Below are 20,319 nucleotides of genomic sequence, written 5' to 3'. Positions count from 1 at the left end.
CGCGGCCTAGCCCCGAACGGCCGGCTGCGGCGCCGGACAGCGGAAATGCACGCCGTTGCCGGCCGGCCGCAGCAGGATCGTGACCGGCTGCGGCAGGTCCGCAGGCGGCGCGTCGTCCAGCTTCAGTGCGCGCAGCGCGCGCATCACCGCCGCGTCGCGGGCGGCCGAGCCGCTCGATGCCACCATGTTGACCGCCACCACCGCCCCCCTGTTGTCGATGCGCACCTGCGCGACGAGTCGATAGCTGCCCGGCACCGCCGCCGGCTGCGCACACAGCGCATCGATCAGATGCGCCTGCAGCAGGCCCGCGAACGTGTGCCGCTCGCCGGAATCGCCGATCCCGTCGATCGGCAAGGCCGCATCCGCCGGCGTGTCGGCCGTCGCGGGCGCCTGCTCGGCGGCCGGTTGCGCGACGATGATCGCTTCGTCCGGACGCGAGAATTCCGCACGCAACCCCGTTCCGGCCAGCATCCGCTCGAGTGCGGCGCGCGGCACGAATTCGCCCTGGACCGGCGCACTCGTGCGCCCGTCGAGCAGCGGCGCCGGCGCCAGCACGATCAGCTCGGTGAGCCGCGCGAAGTCCTGCAAGGTCTTCGCGAGCGGCTGCGCGGGCAGATCGAATCGCACCGCACTGCCCGGCTGGCGGACGATGGAACCGGTCTCCTGCGCGCGTATGCCGTGCATGCACGGCACGACGAACGCCAGCCACGCAACGAGCGCCAGGACACCGGTCGGCGCCCGTGAACGAGTCATGAATCCCTGGACGGAAGTGGAGTTGCACGTTGCCGGCGAAACCTGCTCCCCCGTGAGCGGTTCCGCAGCAAACGAACATCTGATTCTGCGCGGGCACTATGACAGTCAGGTGAACCATGTCGCAATGCGATTCAATCCGTCTCGCCGCACGCTCGCCGGCGTCGCATGCGGTTCACGGCCGGCGCACGACGAAGTTGCCGATGCCGGTACCCACCACCGCCATCCGCACGTCGCCGGACCACAACGTAATCGTCACCGGCACGTCGATGCTTTCGCTGCCGAGCACGATCTGCGAAGGCGTTTCGCCGCCGCCGGTGTAACGCACCGACACGCCCGTCACCTCGGCGCCCCAGCGGCGCGCACGATAGAGGTCGTCGGACATCGGCGCCCACGCGCCGCTCTCGGTGCGCTGCACGAACCGGTAGCCACCGCCCACCGGCTGCCACGCGATCGGCATCGACCGCACCTGCGCTTCGTCGCCGGCCGATTCGAGCAGGTTCGCGAGCCGCTGCGCTTCCTCGGCGAGATCCGTGCGGCGATTGCGCGACGGCGCGAGCGTCACGACCGCGACCAGCAACCCGACGATCACGAGCACGACGAGCATTTCCAGCAGCGTGAAGCCGGATTGACGATATCGACGCGATCGCGGCCGCGCGTTCGTGCGCTTCATGGGCGCCATGCCTTTGCCGTTACTGCCACGAACCGATGTCCGCATCGTTCCCCTCGCCGCCCGGCTTGCCATCCGCGCCGTAGCTGAACACGTCGATCACGCCGTGCGCGCCCGGGTTCAGGTATTGATACGCGTTGCCCCAGGGATCCTTCGGCAACCGCTCCAGATAGCCGCCGTCTTTCCAGTTGTTCGGCACCGGGTCGGTCGTCGGCTTCTGGATCAGCGCGGTGAGCCCCTGCTCCTGCGACGGATATCGGCCGTTGTCGAGTCGATACAGGTTCAACGACTGCATCATCGTGCCGATGTCCTGCTTCGCGGCAATGCGGCGCGCTTCGTCGGGACGACTCATGATCTTCGGCACGATCAGCGCCGCAAGAATCCCGAGAATCGCGACGACCACCATGATCTCGATCAGCGTGAAGCCGAGTTGCGCGCGTCGACGTGCAGGTTCCTGCGGCTTGCCTGCGCGCGACAAGCGGGTTTCATTCGGGCCCGTCATCATGCATTCACCCTTTCATCAAAGAATGGCAATCGTCTTTCGTCCATCGCACCGACTCTTCGCCATGAAACCGTTCGCCCTGCACCGCATCGTTCCATCCCGCGCCGATCTCGTGCCGCTCGTCGCGACGCTCGCTTCCGGCGCGGCGCTCGTCGCCGTCTCGCTATGGGCCGTGCGGCTGCTGACCGTGCCCGACGCATCGGTGCCCGCGCCCGTCGCAGTGCCCGCGCCGATCGACGTCACCGCGAGCGCGCAACTCTTCGGCGCGAAACCCGACGACAACCGCGACACGATCCAGTTGCTCGGCGTGCTCGCGTTCGACGCGCGCCGTGCGGCCGCGATCGTCAGCGTCGGCGGCGAAGCGGCGCGCGTCGTGTCGCTCGGCGCGGCGGTCGGTGAAGCCGCGAAGCTCGCCGAGGTTCGCGCGCGCTCGATCGTCGTCGATCGCCACGGCCTGCAACGCGAAATCGCGCTGCCCGCCACGGAGAAGGCCAACGCGTTCGTGCGCTGAGCCGAACCGCGCATCACTGCACCATGTTGTTCAGCTCGATGATCGGCATCATCACCGCGAGCACGATCACGAGCACCACGCCGCCCATCGCGAGAATCAGCAGCGGTTCGAGCAGGCTCGTCAGGAACATCGTGCGGCGCTCCAGCTCGCGCGATTCGCCTTCCGATGCGCGGTCGAGCATCGTCGTCACGTCGCCGGTTGCCTCGCCCGAGCGGATCAGGTGCACCAGCACCGGCGGAAACGTCTTCGTGTGGGCGAGCGCACGCGACAGTGCCGAGCCTTCGCGCACGCGCACGATCGCATCGTCGACGTTCGCGCTCATCGCGCGGTTCGACAGCGTCTCGCCGGCCGCCTGCAACGCGCGCAGGATCGGTACGCCGGCGGCCGTCAGGATGCCGAGCGTGCTCGCGAAGCGCACCGTGTTGTAGCCGCGCACGAGCTTGCCGGCGAGCGGCGCGGTGAGCAGCCAGTGATCGAACCTCAGTCGCGGCCCTTCCTGCGACAACACCTTGCGGATCGCGAACACAACCGCAACCATTCCCGCGAGCGACGCCCACCACCAGTGCCGCACGAAATCGGACAGCGCCATCATCACGACCGTCAGCGTCGGCAACTGCTGTTTCGTGCTGGTGAACACGTTCGCCACCTGCGGCACCACGTAGCTCAGCAGGAACGTGACGATGCCGAACGCGATCAGCGTGACGATGCCCGGATATGTGAACGCCAGCAGGATCTTCTGCTTCAGCGCATTGCTCTGTTCGATGTAGTCGGCCAGACGCGACAGCACGATGCCGAGCTTGCCCGTGTGCTCGCCGGCCGCGACGAGCGCGCGGTAGATGTCGGGGAAATCGCGCGGATGCTGGCCGAGCGCGTTCGCGAACGAATGGCCGCCGACGACTTCCGCGCGGATCGACGCCATCAGCTCACGCAGGTATTCGCGCTCGGCCTGCTCGCTCAGCACCGACAGCGATTCGTCCAGCGGCAGTCCCGCAACCAGCAGGCTCGCGAGCTGGCGCGTGAGGATCGCCTGCTCGCGCTGCGACAGCTTGCGGCCGAGCGACAGGCGTTGATGACGTTCGCCGTGCAGGCGCTGCGCGGCGAGTTCGACGACGAGCGGCGTGAGGCCTTGCGTGCGCAGATGGCTGCGCCCGGCGCGTGCGCTGTCGGCTTCGAGCACGCCTTTCAGCGTGCGGCCGGTGGGATCGATCGCTTCGTAGCGGAATGCCGACATGTCACTGCCCTCGGGTCACGTGTGCGACTTTCCCGGCGACGTCGTGCAACGAGTCGGACGGAGTCGTCGGGGAAGACTAAGGAGTGAACCGGCGCAGATTTGTGACGGATGTTGGGCTACCTTTTTTGGGGTTTGGCGGGCTTTATTACTTCCGGTCGCTGTTCTTATATTGGATAAACGATTTCATTCTGAGAGATGACATCAATTATTCGATCGTTAACCATCCAGCGATCACGATCCAATGATTTTCGAATAATTAAATTCGATCAATTTCAAGAATATCTCAACCGAATGATCGATTCGCCTCTGGAAGAAATGTTCCGTAGCATCTGCCACGAAACCGACTTGATGTTGAGATAGCGCTGTCGTGTGAACAAACACGCCAGCGGGGCCGGCGTGGCGCCACATCAGGCCGCCGCCTTCCCACCATCTGGGAATCGCTCGTTACGCGAATCGATCTCGATTTCGCGCCCTCCAATCCGGATAACGCGTTGGCAATATCGCCAAAAATGTTCCGTACCATTCGTTATTAAAAATTCACACGCGTCATAAGGAATTCCCCCTACATTTACCCGGCGGTCCACAAGTATTCAAACCGCAGTAGCAGGGGTTCCGTTTATCTTCGTCCAAGGAAATTTCTCATGAAATCCAGCAAGCGCAAGATCTGTCAAGTCCTCGCTCTCGTCGTTTCGGGCATGGGTGCATCCCTCGCGATGGCCGCAGGCCCGCTGATTCAAGGTGGCGGTTCGTCGCTCGTCGCGCCGACGATCGGTGCCAATTCGCCGGTTTCGGGTGAAATCGGTCTGTACGGCGTCAACAACGCCACGTTCACGTACTTCTCGGTCGGCTCGGGCGCCGGCCAGAACGCGTTCCTGAACAACCAGCCGACGTATTTCGGCGCAGGCGTCACGGGCACGGTCGACTTCGCGAACAGCGATGCCGCGCTGACGACGGCGCAAGTCACGGCGTACAACGCCGGCACGGTCGGTTCGAACAGCGGCCCGCTGATCCAGATCCCGTACATCGTCACGGCCATCACGGTGCCGGTCGTCAACGGCCCGGTGGTAACGAGCACGAAGACGCCGCAAACGACGCCCGGTCAGGCGCATAGCATCGCGCTGAACGACGACGACCTGTGCGGCATCTTCTCGGGCAAGCTGACGAACTGGAACCAGGTCGCCAATCCGGAAGGCGGTCTCTACTCGACGAACGCCCCGATCAAGGTCGTCTATCGCTCGGACAGCAGCGGCACGACCGAACTGCTGACCCGCCACCTGGCCGCAGTCTGTACGACCAGCAACACGGCGTCTGGCGTCAAGTTCGTCGATTCGCTGACGTTCGCGAACACGTCGGCATTCCCGTCCGGGGTGCCGGGCAACTTCATCGGCGCTTCGGGCAGCGGCCCGATCGTCAACGGTGTCGTGACCGGCGTCCGCGGTTCGCTCGCGTCTCTGTCGTCAGCCGGCGTGGCCGCCGTCGCATACCTGAGCCCGGACTACACGAACACGTTTCTCGCATCGCAAAGCTCGGTCGTGACGTCGTCGGGCGCGCTGCAGCTTCCGATCGCCAGCCTGTACAACTCGTCGAACAGCACGTACTACGCGCCGACGTACGCAAACGCGACGACGGCACTGGGCACGATCTCGGCACCGTCGAACCCTGCCGATCCGAATGCGTGGGTGCCGGTTTCCGGCCCGGCATACGTTGCGCTGGCCAACCCGGCTGCCGGCTATCCGGTTTCGGGCACGAGCCAGATCATCCTGAGCCAGTGCTATGCAAACTCGGCGGTGACTTCGAATGTTCAGTCCTTCCTGAACAACCACTACACGGCCGCCAACTACGCGTCGATCGTTCACGGCAACGGTTTCGATACCGTGCCGTCGAACTTCCGGACCGCGATCTCCGCGAACTTCCTGAGCAACACGAGCGGGAACAACCTGGACATCGGCGACGCATCGGTCTGCACTTTCGTCACCGGTCGGTAATCGACAGCAGATCCTGCAATACACGGCACTACAGTGCACCGACCTCGAGCAATCGAGGTCGTTTTTTTTATTCGTCGTTTCAGGGCGCTCGATACCAACGGCGCGAGGTTGACTCTTGTCGAACGCGCTTCTCGCCGGCTTCCCCGATACCACAACACTGGAATCCTTATGAATTTCACCAAACGTGCAATCTGCCGCATTCTGGCCGGGATCATTCCGATCGCCGGATCGTCGCTCGCCGCTGCCGCCGGACCGATCGTTCAAGGCGGAGGATCTTCGCTTGTCGCGCCGCTGTTCGGCAGCACCAGCAATCCTGCAAGCGAGATAGGATTATTCGGCACGGCCGGAGGGACATTCACGTACTACGCCGTAGGCTTGGACGCCGGCCAGAACGCGTTCCTGAATAACCAGCCGACATTCTTCGGCCAGGGCGCCACGGGCGCGGTTCACTTTGCTACCAGCGAAGCTCCGCTGACAACGGCGCAAGTCCAGTCATACGACAACACCGGGCGCGGACCGACGGACGGCCCGTTGATCCAGATCCCTTACATCGTCACGGCCATCACGGTGCCGGTCGTCAACGGCCCGCCCGTGACGAGCACGAGGACGCCGCAAACGACGCCGGGGCAGGCGCACAGCATTGCGCTGAACGACAACGACCTATGCGGCATCTTCTCGGGCCAGTTCACAGACTGGCGACAGGTAATCAATCCGGAAACGGGCACGCCTTACACGACGGCCCGTACGCCAATAACGGTCGTCTATCGCTCGGATAGTAGCGGCACGACCGAACTACTGACCCGCCACCTCGCCGCTGTCTGCAAGAACAACATATATACGGCGAGGGGTGTTACCTTCGTTGATTCGCTGACGTTCGCGAACACATGGGCTTTCCCCTCCGGCGTGCCATCAAACTTCGTCGCTGCGTCGGGTGACAGCGGTATTCGCAGATCACTCGGATCGCTGTGGTCGGCCGGCACGGCCGCCTTCGCGTACCTGAGCCCGGCCTATACGAACACGTTCCTCGCGTCGCAAAGCACGGTCGTGACGTCGTCGGGCGCGCTGCAGCTTCCGATCGCCAGCTTGTACAACTCCTTGAACAGCGTGTACTACGCACCGACGTACGCGAACGCGACAATGGCACTCGGCACGATCTCGGCACCGTCGAACCCTGCCGATCCGAATGCGTGGGTGCCGGTCTCCGGCCCCGCGTACAATGCGCTGGCCAACCCCGCCTCCGGCTATCCGGTATCGGGCACGAGCCAGATCATCCTGAGCCAGTGCTATTCCGATCCGACGGTGACGTCGAATGTTCAAAGCTTCCTGAACAACCATTACACGAACGCCAGCTACGCATCGGTCGTGCATGGCAATGGCTTCGATACCGTGCCGTCAAACATCACGACCGCGATCTATGCGAACATCCTGGGCAACACGAACGCGAACTACCTTGACATCGGCAACACATCGATTTGCCCTCTTCTGTACACCGGCCGTTAATCCAAAACATCACTGATTCGACGTGTCCTGTTGACCTCGCCTCAAGCGTTCGAGGCGGGGCATTCTAATTCCGTCCGGTTAGATCGATATTGATTCAGCCTGGTCAGAACCGGTCCAGCTTCCCGAGCTCGTCCTTGCTGAGCAGTGTCCGTTGAGTCGGACCCGCCGCACCAAACCCCAGTAGCGAAACCGCATTGGACGAATCGTAGCCAACCTGCTCCGACTTGCGCCGCTTGGACCCACCGTCCGGACCGTTGTCCCCGAAACCTTCGACCTGCACGCTGATCGTCCAGCGGCGCGGGGCAACGCCCGACGCATTGTTTCTCGCGATGTCCTGCGCGACCTGACTCGCCGCCGACGCAGCGGAACTCGCAGCGGTGAGCGCGCCCGTATTCACCGCCTGAACAAGCGGAATACCCGTCGCCTTCCCCGTCACCTGGATGTTGTCGGCATTCACCACACGCAACGCGGCGACGTTCAGGTTGCCTGCACGAATGCCCGCGTCGCCTGCATCGACGGTGCCGCGCGGCGCAATCAGATTGACCGTGCCTTTCGGCGCACCCGGTATGCTCTGCAGCGTTGCGATACCCGCTCCCGTCACCTGACCACGCGAATCGACCGTACAGTAATGATTCGCATCGCATACATACTGCGGCGCTGGCGTATCGGCCGACGTCTTCGCGCCCTTGCCCGCGTTGATGTCGCCGTTCGAGCTCCAGATCGTCATATCTCCGCCCTGCTCGGTGAAGATCCGGCTCTGCGCGAGCAGCACGCTCTGATCGGTGAAGATGTCGACGTTGCCTTTTTCGAGCGTCAAGATTCCCATCGTTCCGGGGCCCGCTACCACCGCCCCGTCACTGTTGATGATCTGCGGCGGCGCCGTCGTACTGCCGACGAGCGCCTGCCCGCCCGGGCCGAGGATCGTCACGTCGCCGCCCTGCTGCGTCTGGATCGTCGTGCTACGAATGTCGAGGTTGCCCGTGTTCGCCGACTTGTTCGCCCCGTTGGAACCGCCGCCCAGATTGTTCGCCGTGTAGCCAAAAGAAGCGGGGAACAGCGTGTTGATTGCCTGATAACCTCGCGAATACTGGCCGTTGTACCGGCTCGCTGGATCATTGAAGTCCGCACCGACTTGCGCGAGGACGCCGAACAGTACCTTTTCCGCAAAAAGCTGCTGTACGTAAGACGGCAATGCCTTGAATTGCTTCCACGCGTCGCCGGCTGTCAACCGTCCGACCCTGGCAAGCGCGGCGTCCTTGTCCGCCTGCAGTCCCGTATCAACGCCAAGCCCCGCATCGTACTGCTCCATGAAAGCGATCAACGCGGGCGTCGCATTCGGCACGCCGGCAACCGAGCTGCCCGGCGCGATATAGGTCGAGATGAACCCCGGCAGATCGACGCCGGGGCCGACGCCAAACAGCACGTTGACGTTCGCGCTCTCGTGCGGCAGGTTCGGATTGTTCGAGTTGCCGACTGCATCGATGCCTGTGAACGGATGCGTGAGCGCTCCAGTGTTCGCTTTCCTGTTGTACAACTCGCCCTGGCTCGTCAATGGACCAATGTTGCGCCCAGCCTGCACATCGAACCAGCCCGGTCCTCCAATAGCAAGTACCGGCACTGCGCCGCCAATCGTCGAAATCGGTGTGTCGTAAATATCCCGCCCAGCAACGACACGTGTCACATCGGAATTACGCAGGTTCTGCCCCCAGAGCGCCAGGTTGACGATATCCAGCCCCGCCTGCAGAAGCGCGGGCTTGTCGATCGCAAGCGTGACGAGATTCTGGTAAAAGCCGTCGCCAATACCCGACGTATCGATCCCGCCGTTGATGATGCTTCCATTCAGGCCGTAGATCCGCGCGGGAAGTGTATCGTTGCTGTGAAGTGCTCTGGTCGCATGCGCGGCAAGCGTCACGTCCGTCAACGCCGGAATGGCGTAATTCACTCGTGGGTTCGTCGGCGACGGCATCTGCAAAGGATCGGCGTCGGACAGACCAAACGTATTGGGCAATGTGGAGTTGGTCCGCTTGGCCGCTACATTGGACAGGTAAACCGATTGGTTCGCGACCAGATTCAACTGGCCAACGGCCGACGGATAAAGCGCGCCTCCGGATTGGATATCGATCGCGCCGCCGAACGCGGTCAGATTCACGCTGGCGGGCAGCACACCATTCGCGCCGGTCCACATATCGCCAAGAGTGCCGAGCCGGACGTCACCGGTCGTGGAGATCACATTGACCGCTGAAGTCGGCGAATAGCCCTGGCCGTCAGGATACTGGCCGTAATTGGCGAGTGTGACGATAGGTGTCGGTTGCCCACCGCTCTGCGTATAGCTGCTCGCATAAGACGGATTCAATACGGCACCGATATCCACGCCCTGGCGCGCAACAACGTCGAATACTCCGTCCTGCGCCGCAAGCACTGTCGATACTGCCATCGACGTCCAGCCAAGCGCCCGGGACGCGGTTGTGATATCCGAACCAATACTTCCGCCAGCCGATATCGTCCCCGTTCCCTTTGCGACAAAGTAGTCACCACTGAGAATATCGGCGCCAGCTCGCACTGTCAGATTTCCACCGCCAACAGTAACAGGCTTGCCACTGCCGTTCAGGTACCACGTAGTCGGCACCGACACGGCCAGGTCCGATATGTTGCCGCCAGCGCTGATCGATACATTGCCACCAACGCTCATCACGCCTTGGTCGAATGCGCCGAAATCGATCGAAGTCCGTGACAGCGGAGCCTGGACGGAAAAGCCATCCGAGGTGTGTCCCGCAGTGATCTGCATCCACTGCCACCAGTACTGACCGATGCTGTTACCCGCCCTGCCCGTCACTGCGCCATTCGCGTCGGTAACGTTCTGAACGCCATTGATGTCACCCTGCACACGAATCGAAATGTCGCCGGCCGAATCCGGGTTCACTGCAGGCGTGACCAGAATGTCTTGCAGACCCGGCTGGTTACCGTGCATCACCGCCGAAGCTAGTCCCAATGCCGGCGAACCCTGTGCAGGCGCCCCCGCGGTATACACCACCCCCGGTGCAGTGGCATCTGCCAGCGTGAAATCGTTGCCTGCCGCAATGTCGATCGACCCCGTTCCCGTCCGGATCGTCGTCGGCTGAAGCAACGTCAGTCCATTCGAATCGACGTAAGCAGTGTGCTGGTTCAGGATTACGTTTCCGGCAAGCGTGCCGCCGACATTCAATGCGGCGGCCGGCTGTACGGCGAGCGGATTGGCACTTGCCAGATCTGCGCCGCCAACGATGCGATATGCCGTGCTTTGACCACCCAGCAATGCGGCATAGCTGATCGGCAGCGGGTTGTCTTTCGTTGCAACGTTGGCCGTCGTATTGCCTGGCAATGCGCCGATGTTGACGCCCGTGTTAGGGATCGACAGCGGAGAGGCAGGCGCATAGAAGAAGCTATACGCGTTCCTTGGATCAACGAACGCAAAATTGGGCGATTTCGTGAAAGTCAATCGCGACAGATAGTTCCCGTATAAAGCGATGTACTGTCCGTAATCGTCAGGCTTTGACGACATGACCGGCGGCGTCGGCGTACCAAATTTCTCATAGAAAACCACGCCGTTTCGCACTATTCCGGCAACGGTGTTATTTCCATACCCAGACAACCAGGAACCTGGACCAAAGTACGCGTTCGCATAATCCTGGTATGACGCATAGTTCGATAGCACCGGAGCGGCGACACGCAGCGGGACATAAGGCATGATGTGAAATGCATAGTTTCCGCTTGCCCAGTATCCGTAATACGAACCCCATGAATTGCCGTACTGCAGATAGTCGGAGTAGTACAGAGGCGCCTGATTCTGGAGTGGCGCAGTCAATGCAACGTTCGGGTCGTATAGCGGATTCGTCGAATCTTTACTGATCGACGTCAGTGACTGGGTTGATCCATCGGTAAATTGCACGGTGATCGACGTCGGATCATCCAGCGACATCAAGCTGTTGTACAACGCCAGCGCCGCCGCATACGTCCCTGTAGCCGACGCATTCCCCGCCGCCCCCAGAATCGTCGCGACCTGGCTCTGGAAAAAACCGTCGGTGATACTCGCTTCCGCATCGAAATTGTTCGTCGCCCGGAACGTCAGCATCGGCGCGATCGTTCCGTTGTAGCGATACGAAGGCACGATCACCCCGTTGTTGTTCGGCAGCCCTGCGCCGAGATTCCAGTTCGACAGGATCGAGATGTTGCCGCCGTTGATCGCCGTGCTCGGATTGTCGAACTCGATCCCCGGCGCCACGCGGAAATTCGCGATATTCGCCGTCGATCCCTGCAGCGTCGGCCCGTTGGCGCCGAGCCCGCTCTGAATGAATCCCATCAGCGTGCCGGGCGTCATCGACAGCGTACCGTCGCTCGCCTTGACGATCTCTCCGCCGTAGAAATTCTGATGATCGGCGTTCGCGGTCGTCGGCACGAAGTACGCGCTGCTCATCCCCGGGAAACCGATCGCCGTGACGCCGTTATACAGCGAGGCCTGGTCCGCGTCGCTGCCCGTCAATGTCACCTGCGCGCCAGTCGCGTTGTTTGTCAGCGTACCGCCACCGTCGCCGTTCGCGTTCGGTGCGAACGTGAAGGTCGGCGGGTTGGCGCCTTGCGCGGTGAACGTGCCGCCCAGCAAATGCCCGTTGCCGTCGTACCAGCCGGCCGGATCGACGATGCCGTCGAAGTGCTGCGCGCCCGACGTCGCGTCGGTCGTGCTCCACGTCGCATACGCCTCGAGCGTTGTTGCACGGGAACCGACGATGCCCTTGCCGCTGTTGAACGTATTCGGCAACTGCACGTCGACGCTGCCGTCCGCAAGCAACGGCGCGCGGAAATTCACGGTGCCGCCGGACAACCCGCCGGCCGTTCCGCCCGATACGTCGATCAGTGCATTCGCGCCTACCCGGATCAGCCCCGAACGCGACGGGTCGATATTCTCGTAACCATAAGTCGTGTTGTACGGATTCGCGATGGTCGGATCGAACACCGCGCTCGTGCCGATATTCACATTGCCGCCGCGCTGCGTCGGATCGGAGCCGCGCGCGAGCAGCGTGCCCTCGACATCGACGCCGCTGCGCCCGTACAGGTTGATCTGCCCGCCCGCCTTGCCCGACGCGTCGATCGTCCCCAGCACGTTCACGTTGCCGTTTGCCGTATCCGACGCATTGCCCGCGCCGCCGTCGGCCGTCAGCTGCACCGAGCGCGCGGTCAGCGCGTTGCCGGCCGACAGCGTCAGGTTGCCCGACTTCGTGTGAACGGCAATCGACTGGTTCACGCCGCTCGATGCGAGCGTCTTCGCGAGCGAATCGAGATCGGCCGCGCCGGCGGTGTCGAGCGACAGCGAACCGCCCGCGTAGCCGTTCGTCGCACCACCCTTGATCGTGCCGTTCAAATTCACGACCTGCTTCGGCGCCGACAGCGTCAGGCTGCCCGCCGCGCCCCCGCCCTTCGCGCCCGAGAAGTCGAGCGTCGTGCCTGACTGCACATCGACCGTCCCTGCATCGGCAGTCAGCACGATCGAACCGGCCGGTGCGTATTGCGTGACGTCGAAGAACTGCTTCGAGACGCCGGCCGAACTGACCGTCGACCCGCCGCCGATCGTCAGGTTGCCGGTGGTCGCTTCGAGGCTCACGTTGCCGGCCGGTGCGGCGATCGTCGCACCGTTGTCGGCGAGCGTGCCGCCCACGAATTTCCACGCCCCGCCCACCGGCGTCTTCGTCAACGCCGTGCCCGCCGCGCCGTTCAGTGTCAGCGCGCCGGTCGTCTTCACGGTCGACGCGGAACTCGTATCGGCGAGATACACCGGCGCATTGAGCGTCACCGGCAGCGCACCGAAATCGAACGTCCCCGTGCCCTGCCCGACGATGCCGCCGCTTGCAGTCATGTTCGCCGACGAGAAGCCGCTCAACGTCTTCGCGCCCGTGCCGAAATCGATCTCCTTCGCGTTGACCGTCAGCGTGCCGTTACCCGGCGTGACCGTGCCATTAGGCGCACCCGTCTCGTTCGTGAACGCGATCTGCTGCCCGTTCAGCGTCACGCGGCCGCCGTCGCTCGTGAACGTGCCTGCGCTCAGGTCGACGCTCTTGCCGAACGTCGCGTTCACGTCGCCGACGAAGCCCATCACGCCGTAGCTGCGCAGCGACACGAGATCCGCATTGGCAAGCTGCGCAAGTCCCGCCTGATCGATCACGAAGCCCGGCAGGTTCGCAGCAGCCGCGCCACTCGCATTGGTGAACGTGATCGCCGAACCGTCCGCCGTGATCGCCTTCGCCGACAGCACCGCGCTCGGGTCAACTTTCAGGTTGCCCGACGAATCAAGCATCAGCGCTTGACCGCCCGACAGCGTCGCACCTGCGCCGACCGTCAACAGCCCCGTGCCGGTGCCGCCCGTGCGCGTGAGCGGCGCCATCGCGCCGTTTGACACGCGCAGCAGCGCACCGTCGCCGGCGATCGTGATCGGCTGATCCTTCGCCGCCGGATAATCGCCTGCCGCTACGATCGACGCACCCGCGTCGACACGCAAGCCGTTCGCCGCATTCAGGTCCGTACCGCTCGCGTCGGTCTTCGTCACGAGCAGGATTTCGGGGCCCTTCAGCGACGAGTTCGCATCGTTCGACACCACCACGCTGTTCGCGATCGGCGTGATCGTCACGCCCTTCGTTGTCGCCGCGCGCGTGCCACCGATCAGCAGGCTGCCCGCGTTCAGCGAATCGAGCGCGTCGCCGCCGATCTGCAGATAACCGGGCAGCGCCGCGCTGCCGTTGCCGGTGATCTGGATGTCCTGCGACGCGACGTCGACCTCGGCCGGTGCGCCGCCTGTACCAGCCGCGGCGTTCAGCGTCGCACCGAGCGTCAGCGCCTTCGTCGCGGCCAGCACGAGCTGGCCGCCGTCCACCGGCAGCGGCGGCGTCACGTTACCCTGTTTCGCGGCCTGCGCGGTGAAGAAGGCGTTCGCGCCCTTCAGCGTGTACTGCGAATACTGTTGCCACGTCGCACCCGACTGCACGTTGAAGAGCGTCGGCGTCGCGCTGCGGCCGCCCGTCACCGCATCGGCGAAGTACCCGGCCGCCATCACCGTGCCGTCCGGCAGCACCTGCGACGCGCCCGGCACGACGTTGCCCGTCGCCGACGACACGGTCACGCGGTACGCGCCCGGCAGCGTCGCGTACTTGCCCGGCAGCAGCGTGTAATAGCCAGGCGCCAGGCCCGGCACGCCGGACAGGTACACGGCCTTGCCGATCGCGTCGTTCAACCCGGCCTGACCGACGCCGAGTGTCGAGGTCTTCGTCGTCGGCGTGCCGTTGCTGCCGACGTCCGGCTGCACGGTCTGGGCGAACAGCGGATCGTATGCGGCCACCGGCGATTGTGTGCCCGGCACGATTGCATAGACGTTTCCGGCACCCGCGTTGACCGGCACCGCCGTCGCACCCTTGCCGCTCGCGTAGCTCACGTTGTATTGCGACAGCACGTCGCGCGTGCCGCCCGTGCCCGGCACCCATTCGGCGGCCTGCAGGTCGCCGCCGCCGGAGAGATCGATCGTCGCGCCCTTGTTGAGCGCGACGCTGGTGCCGTTCACGCCGATGTACTTCGCGGGCGGCCCATTCAGGTCCGATGCCGTCGTGCCCGCGAGCGGATTGAACTGCCATTCGACGCCGTCGATCGTCGTGCCGTACGGAATGATCGACCTGCCGTTCGAAACCGACGTTACGCTGCCGTTCGCGAACGTCACCGAATCGGTCGCGACGAGCGGCAGGTTGCCGAACTGCTTCTGTGTCGCGGCGTTCGTCGGATCGCCGACGCCGAACACGAGCGTACCCGACGGCGCACGTACGTTACCGCCCTGCACGATGTTCGTTGCATCGACAAGCAGCGTGCCGCCGGCCGACAGCGGCGTGCCGGACGAACCGGTCGTGCCGAACGTGACGGTGGTCGGCGCGGGCTTGCCGGTGGTCGAATCGACCGGGCCGACTGCGTCGATGATGAAGGTGTTGCCGGTGGCCGGATACAGGCTCGCGGCGTTGAGCGTCACATTGCCGGGCATGTACAGCTCGCCCGGCAGCAGCACGTTGCTGGTCTGCGACACACTGGTCGAACTCAGCCGGATATCGCCGCTGCTCGCCAGATTCGCCTGACCGATGTTGTTCAGCTGGAACTGATTGCGCAGGTCGAGGAACGACGCGTTGACGTTCAGCGTCGCATCGGACAGCGTCGCGACCGGTACGAATGCGGGCGTTGACGGGGTTACGATCGGGCCTGCAAGCGCGACATAAGGCGCGTTGATCGTCACCGTCGTGCCGAGAGGATGGGCCGGCGGCTGCGCGAGCAGGTTCACCAGCACCGAATTGCCGCCAGCCGGCTGGGCCGGAGTCGACAACAGCGTCGAGAGCTGATCCATTCCGATTGCCGCGATTCGCCCGGTATTCAGCGTCACCGATTCGGGTAACGTCAGATTCACATCACCGGCAAACACGATCGGCGGCACCGACACGGGAATCGGGGACGGCGTGCTGTCGCCCAGCACGAGATTCGCGATTCCCGAACCGTTCAGGCGATCGGCGGCGAACTGGATCACGCCCGTCGGCTGGCCGATCGGCTGCCCGGTGGTCGGATCGATCGCGGTCGAGAAATCCTGGCCCGGCGCAAGTCCGGCGGGTACGAGCGTCCCGCTCTGCCGCACGACGAGTGCCGTCGCGCCGGCCGAGCCGCTGTTCTGATGCGGCAGGATCGTCAGCGTGCCGCCGCGTGCCTGCGACGCACCACCGTGGCCGGCCAGCGTCGCGTCCGAGAAGAGGCCGTACGCGGCGGACAGCGTGATCGAGCCGGCATCGCTCCAGACGGGCTGTGACGCATAGGTGCCGTTCGCCTGCAAACGATCGAAGTTCGCCGACGCACCCGACACATCGATCGTCGAACCGGCTTGTGCAACGACGTAGCCCGAATCGCTCGACAGCGTCACCGAACCGCCCGGCAGAACCTTGCCGGAATTGGGCACGACAGTCGTTCCACCAACTTTGACCGGCGCGGCGAGCGGATTGGCGAGCGCGACACCGGATACATCGAGCGTGGCATCCGGGCCAAGCCAGACGGACCGGCTGCTCTGCCCGGCCGCAATGCCGCCCGCGTTCGCGCCCAGCGAGATCGCCCCGCCCGGCGCGACCACCGACCCGAGCACCGTGACCTGCGTTGGCGACGACAAAGCGACGCTCGCACCGGCATCCGCGTCGATCGACGCACCGGACGACAGCGTGACCGAGCCCGTCACGCCCGGATACGACACCGATCCCGTGCCTCCCGCGTTCGGCCATGCCACGTAACCACCGCCCGTCACCGCCAGACTCGTGGGCTGCCGGTGATACGCGTCCAGCTGGCCGATCGTCGTCAGGCCGGCCGTCGTCAGGTTTGCGCCCGAGCCTGTCTGCTGGAGTGCCAGCACGTCCGGAATACGGTTCAGTTGTGTCAGCGCAACTGTCGCGCCCGGTGCGACGGTCGAGTCGTAGTACGCACTCAGCACATACTTGCCGAAGCCCTGCCGGGAAAAGAAGTTCTCGGGCAGGTACACATCCCACGGAGATGCCGCGGACGGCGCTCCGCCGATCCTGAAGCCGAGCGCGCCCAGCGTCATCGTGCCGCCACCGGAAAAGCCCTCGCTCAGGATCGCGCCGTTCATCGCGATCGTGCCGGCTGTCGGCTGAGCATTCGGCATGTTCGCGCCGCCGTCAGCCGTATCGCCGAACTGCGCGCCCCCCGCCGGTACCGCATAGGTCTGCAACGCCACGTTGCCGCCGCGCCCTGCAGGCACACCGTTCTGCATCAGCAACTGGCCGTTCGCGAGCATTTCGCCGCCGCCCGATACATCGAGCACGCTGCCCGGTTGGAGCAGGATCGATCCCGTCGCGTCCACGGCGACGCCGTTCACGAAGGTCGCATTCTGCTTCGCCGACAACGAAATGCTGCCGCCGTTGATGAACTGGCTGTTGCCGGGCGTCGTGCCCGGCGCGGCCTGCACGTCGTTGTTCACCCACTGCCCTGCAGCATTGATCGCGCCCTGCGGCCCGACGACGACATTGCCGCCGCTCGTGATCGAAATCGAACCGGACGGCGCGGACAGCCGTCCCGCGACGTTCACGTCGGCACCGGCCGCCGGGCTGTTGAGCGAGATCGACCCGCCCGGCTGCAGGTTCAGTTGCGTGCCCTGCGCGACCACGATGCCTTTGCCGGTGTTCTTGTCCTCCGCCACGTTCAGGTTCGCGAAGCCGCCGTTGTTCAGCTTCGCAACGGGCACGACCTGCGTCGTCAGCAGGTTGTTCGGATCGTTGGCGGCCAGCGACTGGTACGCGGTCTTGTCGATCGGCGTACCGATCGAGAAGCCCGGCATCAGCGCGCCGAGTTGCGGCGCGTTGTCCTGCAGGATCGCGAAGCCCGAGATGCCGGTGAACGTCATCGTCGGGTTGGCGACGGTGTTCCACGTCATCCCGGCCAGCGCGCCACCCGCCAGTTTCGGATCCGCACCGAGGTTGAACGTGCCGCCGGACGGCAGGCTATTGCCCTGCATCTGCTTCGCGCCACCGAACGACTGCGCACTGATGTCGCCATCGAGCACCAGCGCCTGCGACGCGAACAGGTCGAGCGTGCCCGCATTGCCGCCGACGATATAGTCGGACTGGTAAGTGCCGCTCGTCAGCAGCGGGTTGTACCAGGACTTCGTCACGCCCCAGCGCGGATGGTTTTCGACGAACTGCCCGGCGATACCGACATAGTTGTCGTACGGGCTCGCCTGCCCGATCGGCACGATCGCGCCGTTGGCGTCGACGAGCCGCGTCGTGTTGACCATCCCGCCGTTGTAATGCACATACCCGCCGTTCAGGTTCATCGACGAACCCGCTGCGGTCATCACCTCGTTGCCGGACAGCGTGATCGTGCCGCCGTTGGTCAGCAACTGGTCGACGGTACGCGGAATCAGGTTCACGTAGCCCGACAGGTTCAGGATCGGGCTGCCGACCCACTGCACGCCGTCGCTGCGCGTACCCGACAGCGTGCTGTCGACGACCGCGCCTTTCAGCCCGAACAGGAAGCTGTTGCGCAGCAGCGGCGAATCGGCCAGCTCGTTCTGGCCGATCCGGTCGATCGTGACGAGCGTCTGCGAGATCGGCGCCTGCACGTTTGCCAGCCCCGACACGTCGATCGTCGCGCCGTCGTCCACGTAGATCCGGCCGGGCACCGCGGTCTGGCCCGGCACCTTGTTCGCCACGATCGACGGTACATAAGCCGTCACCGATACGTTCGAGCCCGGTGCCTCGATCAGCGAACCGCCCTGGAACCAGACAGAGCCGGCCGTCATCGTGATGCCGCCCGGCGTGAACGTCGTGCCCGGCGTCGACGTCGCGGTCTGGCCGTTGTTGTCGGGCAGCACGGTCGTCACCGATCCCGGCCCGAAGCTCAGCAGACCGGCGCGATTGATGTTGTCAGCGCCGCCGGTGTTGCCCGTGACCGGGATCGTGCCCGTATACGGATTGCCCAGCGGATTGTTCGACGCAAACTCGTCAGCCGTCGAGATCGTGATCGTGCCCGGCGTGTTCACGCTCGTCGTCACGCCCACCACGCCGTTCTGCGCGACGCGGCTGCCGAGCAGGTTCACGTTGCCGCGGGCAGCCTGGACGATGCCCGTATTGGTCAACGTACCGGCCGGCGTGACGTCGATCGTACTGCCGGTCTGAAGATCCGTCGTCACGATCTGCCCGCTCAACTCCGGCAGCAGGACTTGCGGGTTGCCCGTCGTCCCGGCTCCGTTCGGCCGCAGACTCACCCCCACGCCCGCCGCGAGCACGACCTGCCCAGACGTCGCCGAAATGCTGCCCGCGTTCGTCACGTTCGGCGCCGCAACCAGCACAAACCCGCCGTCGCTCGCCGTACCGTTGGTATGCGTCGTGATCGACGCCCCCTGCTCGATCGTCACGTCGCCCGGCGCCTGATACGTCCCGATCAGCAGCGCCTGATTACCGAGCCCCAGCACCTCGTTCGGCTTGCCCCCCGGCCCGACCGTCCCGCTCGAACTCCCCGACTCCGGATAAGCGAGCCCGCCGGTCGTCCCCGCCGGCAAGCTCAGGAACTGCTGATTGCTCGCGACGATGCCCGCCGGCGTCGGCACCAGCTGGTTCTTCATGTCGAGCAGGTTCAGCGACGACGCGACCAGCGAATGCACGTTGACCTGCGACCCCGCACCGAACAGCACACCGTTGCGGTTGATCACATACACGGCCCCCTGCGCTGTGATGTTGCCAAGAATCTGGCTCGGCCGCCCGCTCGGGTCGTTGATCCGGTTCAGCACGGCCCAGTTGTTCGCACCGTTCGTCTGGTTGCCGGCCGACTGGTCGAAATTCAGCGTCGTCTGCCGGCCGACGTTCATCGTCTCCCACGTCAGCACTGCGTTCTGCCCGGTCTGCTTGACGTCGACGTTCACGTGGCCGCTGCTGTCGACGGTCTGCTTCGGTCCGTTCGCGTTGACCCACAGCAGCGGGTTGCCGGTATCCGTGTTCTGGCTGATCTGGTTGCCGTTGCCGTCCGTCACGAAGGTCACGCCGTTCGCCACCTGCAGCCCGCCCGGCGCGAGCCCGTTCGGCACGGTCGAAGGCAGCTTCGCCGCCGCCGCGGCCGCATTCTGCTGCGCGGCAATCTGCGCGGCGATCGCATGTGCGGCATACCCGAGGTTGCGGATCGACGGCTGGCTCGCCTGCAGCGCCTGCTGCGCCGACACGCCGAGATTCGGCATGCCCGGCGCGCCACCGGCGCCACCCGCGCCGCCGCCGGACGCACGCGCGGCCGCCGCCCCGAGGTTCATGATGCCGGCCGCCTGCACGTGCGCGGACGCGCCCGCCAGCAGCATCAAGGCCACGGCCCGGACCAGCGGCCGCAGTTCCGATTTCAGGACCGGGCGCAAGCCCGTCGCGTCAGGTTGTCGTGCCGTGCGTGCGCGTGCTGCCATTCTTCACCCCGAATCCTATGAAATTGCGCTTGACGACGCTCGCGCCGAAAACGGCACCGAGCCGTCGCCGCGCTGGGTCGTTGCGACCGGGATCGAACCCGGTCACTGGAATCACACGAACATACGAAGGCCCGATGGCAACGGCATGGCGGGTGTTACGGACCATTCGGGCCGCACGCGAAAGGTCCGTA

The 20,319-nt window shown here is 64.6% G+C and carries 8 protein-coding genes; 3 read left to right on the top strand and 5 right to left on the bottom strand.

Annotated elements, in window-relative coordinates; translation table 11 throughout:
- Positions 1 to 6 precede the first annotated feature (6 nt).
- From HAV18_RS00770 to gspG, 3 genes are all read right to left on the bottom strand, one after another.
- Positions 7 to 753, bottom strand: coding sequence for a TonB C-terminal domain-containing protein (locus HAV18_RS00770; protein WP_166951379.1), 747 nt, complete (start codon positions 751 to 753; stop codon positions 7 to 9).
- A gap of 172 nt (positions 754 to 925) precedes the next feature.
- Entirely contained in the window at positions 926 to 1,423 is a 498-nt protein-coding gene (gene gspH, locus HAV18_RS00765; protein ID WP_243771511.1) for a type II secretion system minor pseudopilin GspH, read from the bottom strand.
- A gap of 19 nt (positions 1,424 to 1,442) precedes the next feature.
- The gene (gspG, locus tag HAV18_RS00760) at positions 1,443 to 1,922 is read right to left on the bottom strand and encodes a type II secretion system major pseudopilin GspG (protein WP_279573888.1); all 480 of its coding nucleotides are present in this window, start codon (positions 1,920 to 1,922) and stop codon (positions 1,443 to 1,445) included.
- Between the two features lie 64 nt (positions 1,923 to 1,986).
- On the opposite strand from gspG, the gene HAV18_RS00755 reads away from it, so the two are divergent.
- A complete protein-coding gene (locus HAV18_RS00755; RefSeq protein ID WP_166951373.1) occupies positions 1,987 to 2,433 on the top strand; it encodes a type II secretion system protein N in 447 nt (148 codons plus the stop codon).
- Positions 2,434 to 2,446: 13 nt separating this feature from the next.
- On the opposite strand, the gene gspF is transcribed toward HAV18_RS00755, so the two are convergent.
- Positions 2,447 to 3,664 (bottom strand): type II secretion system inner membrane protein GspF, encoded by a 1,218-nt coding sequence (gene gspF, locus HAV18_RS00750; RefSeq protein ID WP_166951370.1) that lies wholly within the window; start codon positions 3,662 to 3,664, stop codon positions 2,447 to 2,449.
- A 641-nt stretch (positions 3,665 to 4,305) separates the two neighbouring features.
- On the opposite strand from gspF, the gene HAV18_RS00745 reads away from it, so the two are divergent.
- Positions 4,306 to 5,649: a substrate-binding domain-containing protein gene (locus HAV18_RS00745; RefSeq protein WP_166951367.1), complete on the top strand. Its 1,344-nt coding sequence runs from the start codon at positions 4,306 to 4,308 to the stop codon at positions 5,647 to 5,649.
- A gap of 168 nt (positions 5,650 to 5,817) precedes the next feature.
- Positions 5,818 to 7,149: a substrate-binding domain-containing protein gene (locus tag HAV18_RS00740; protein ID WP_166951364.1), complete on the top strand. Its 1,332-nt coding sequence runs from the start codon at positions 5,818 to 5,820 to the stop codon at positions 7,147 to 7,149.
- A gap of 103 nt (positions 7,150 to 7,252) precedes the next feature.
- On the opposite strand, the gene HAV18_RS00735 is transcribed toward HAV18_RS00740, so the two are convergent.
- Positions 7,253 to 20,128: a filamentous haemagglutinin family protein gene (locus HAV18_RS00735; RefSeq protein WP_166951361.1), complete on the bottom strand. Its 12,876-nt coding sequence runs from the start codon at positions 20,126 to 20,128 to the stop codon at positions 7,253 to 7,255.
- Positions 20,129 to 20,319 lie beyond the last annotated feature (191 nt).

Origin of the sequence: Burkholderia sp. D-99 (assembly GCF_011605345.1) — a bacterium.
Taxonomy (GTDB): domain Bacteria; phylum Pseudomonadota; class Gammaproteobacteria; order Burkholderiales; family Burkholderiaceae; genus Burkholderia.
This window is presented reverse-complemented; position numbering and strand designations above follow the sequence as displayed.

Excerpts from the sequence above, each read along its gene's own strand:
- HAV18_RS00770 (WP_166951379.1), bottom strand. The coding sequence starts at position 753 with ATGACTCGTTCACGGGCGCCGACCGGTGTCCTGGCGCTCGTTGCGTGG.
- gspH (WP_243771511.1), bottom strand. The coding sequence starts at position 1,423 with ATGAAGCGCACGAACGCGCGGCCGCGATCGCGTCGATATCGTCAATCC.
- gspG (WP_279573888.1), bottom strand. The coding sequence starts at position 1,922 with ATGACGGGCCCGAATGAAACCCGCTTGTCGCGCGCAGGCAAGCCGCAG.
- HAV18_RS00755 (WP_166951373.1), top strand. The coding sequence starts at position 1,987 with ATGAAACCGTTCGCCCTGCACCGCATCGTTCCATCCCGCGCCGATCTC.
- gspF (WP_166951370.1), bottom strand. The coding sequence starts at position 3,664 with ATGTCGGCATTCCGCTACGAAGCGATCGATCCCACCGGCCGCACGCTG.
- HAV18_RS00745 (WP_166951367.1), top strand. The coding sequence starts at position 4,306 with ATGAAATCCAGCAAGCGCAAGATCTGTCAAGTCCTCGCTCTCGTCGTT.
- HAV18_RS00740 (WP_166951364.1), top strand. The coding sequence starts at position 5,818 with ATGAATTTCACCAAACGTGCAATCTGCCGCATTCTGGCCGGGATCATT.
- HAV18_RS00735 (WP_166951361.1), bottom strand. The coding sequence starts at position 20,128 with ATGGCAGCACGCGCACGCACGGCACGACAACCTGACGCGACGGGCTTG.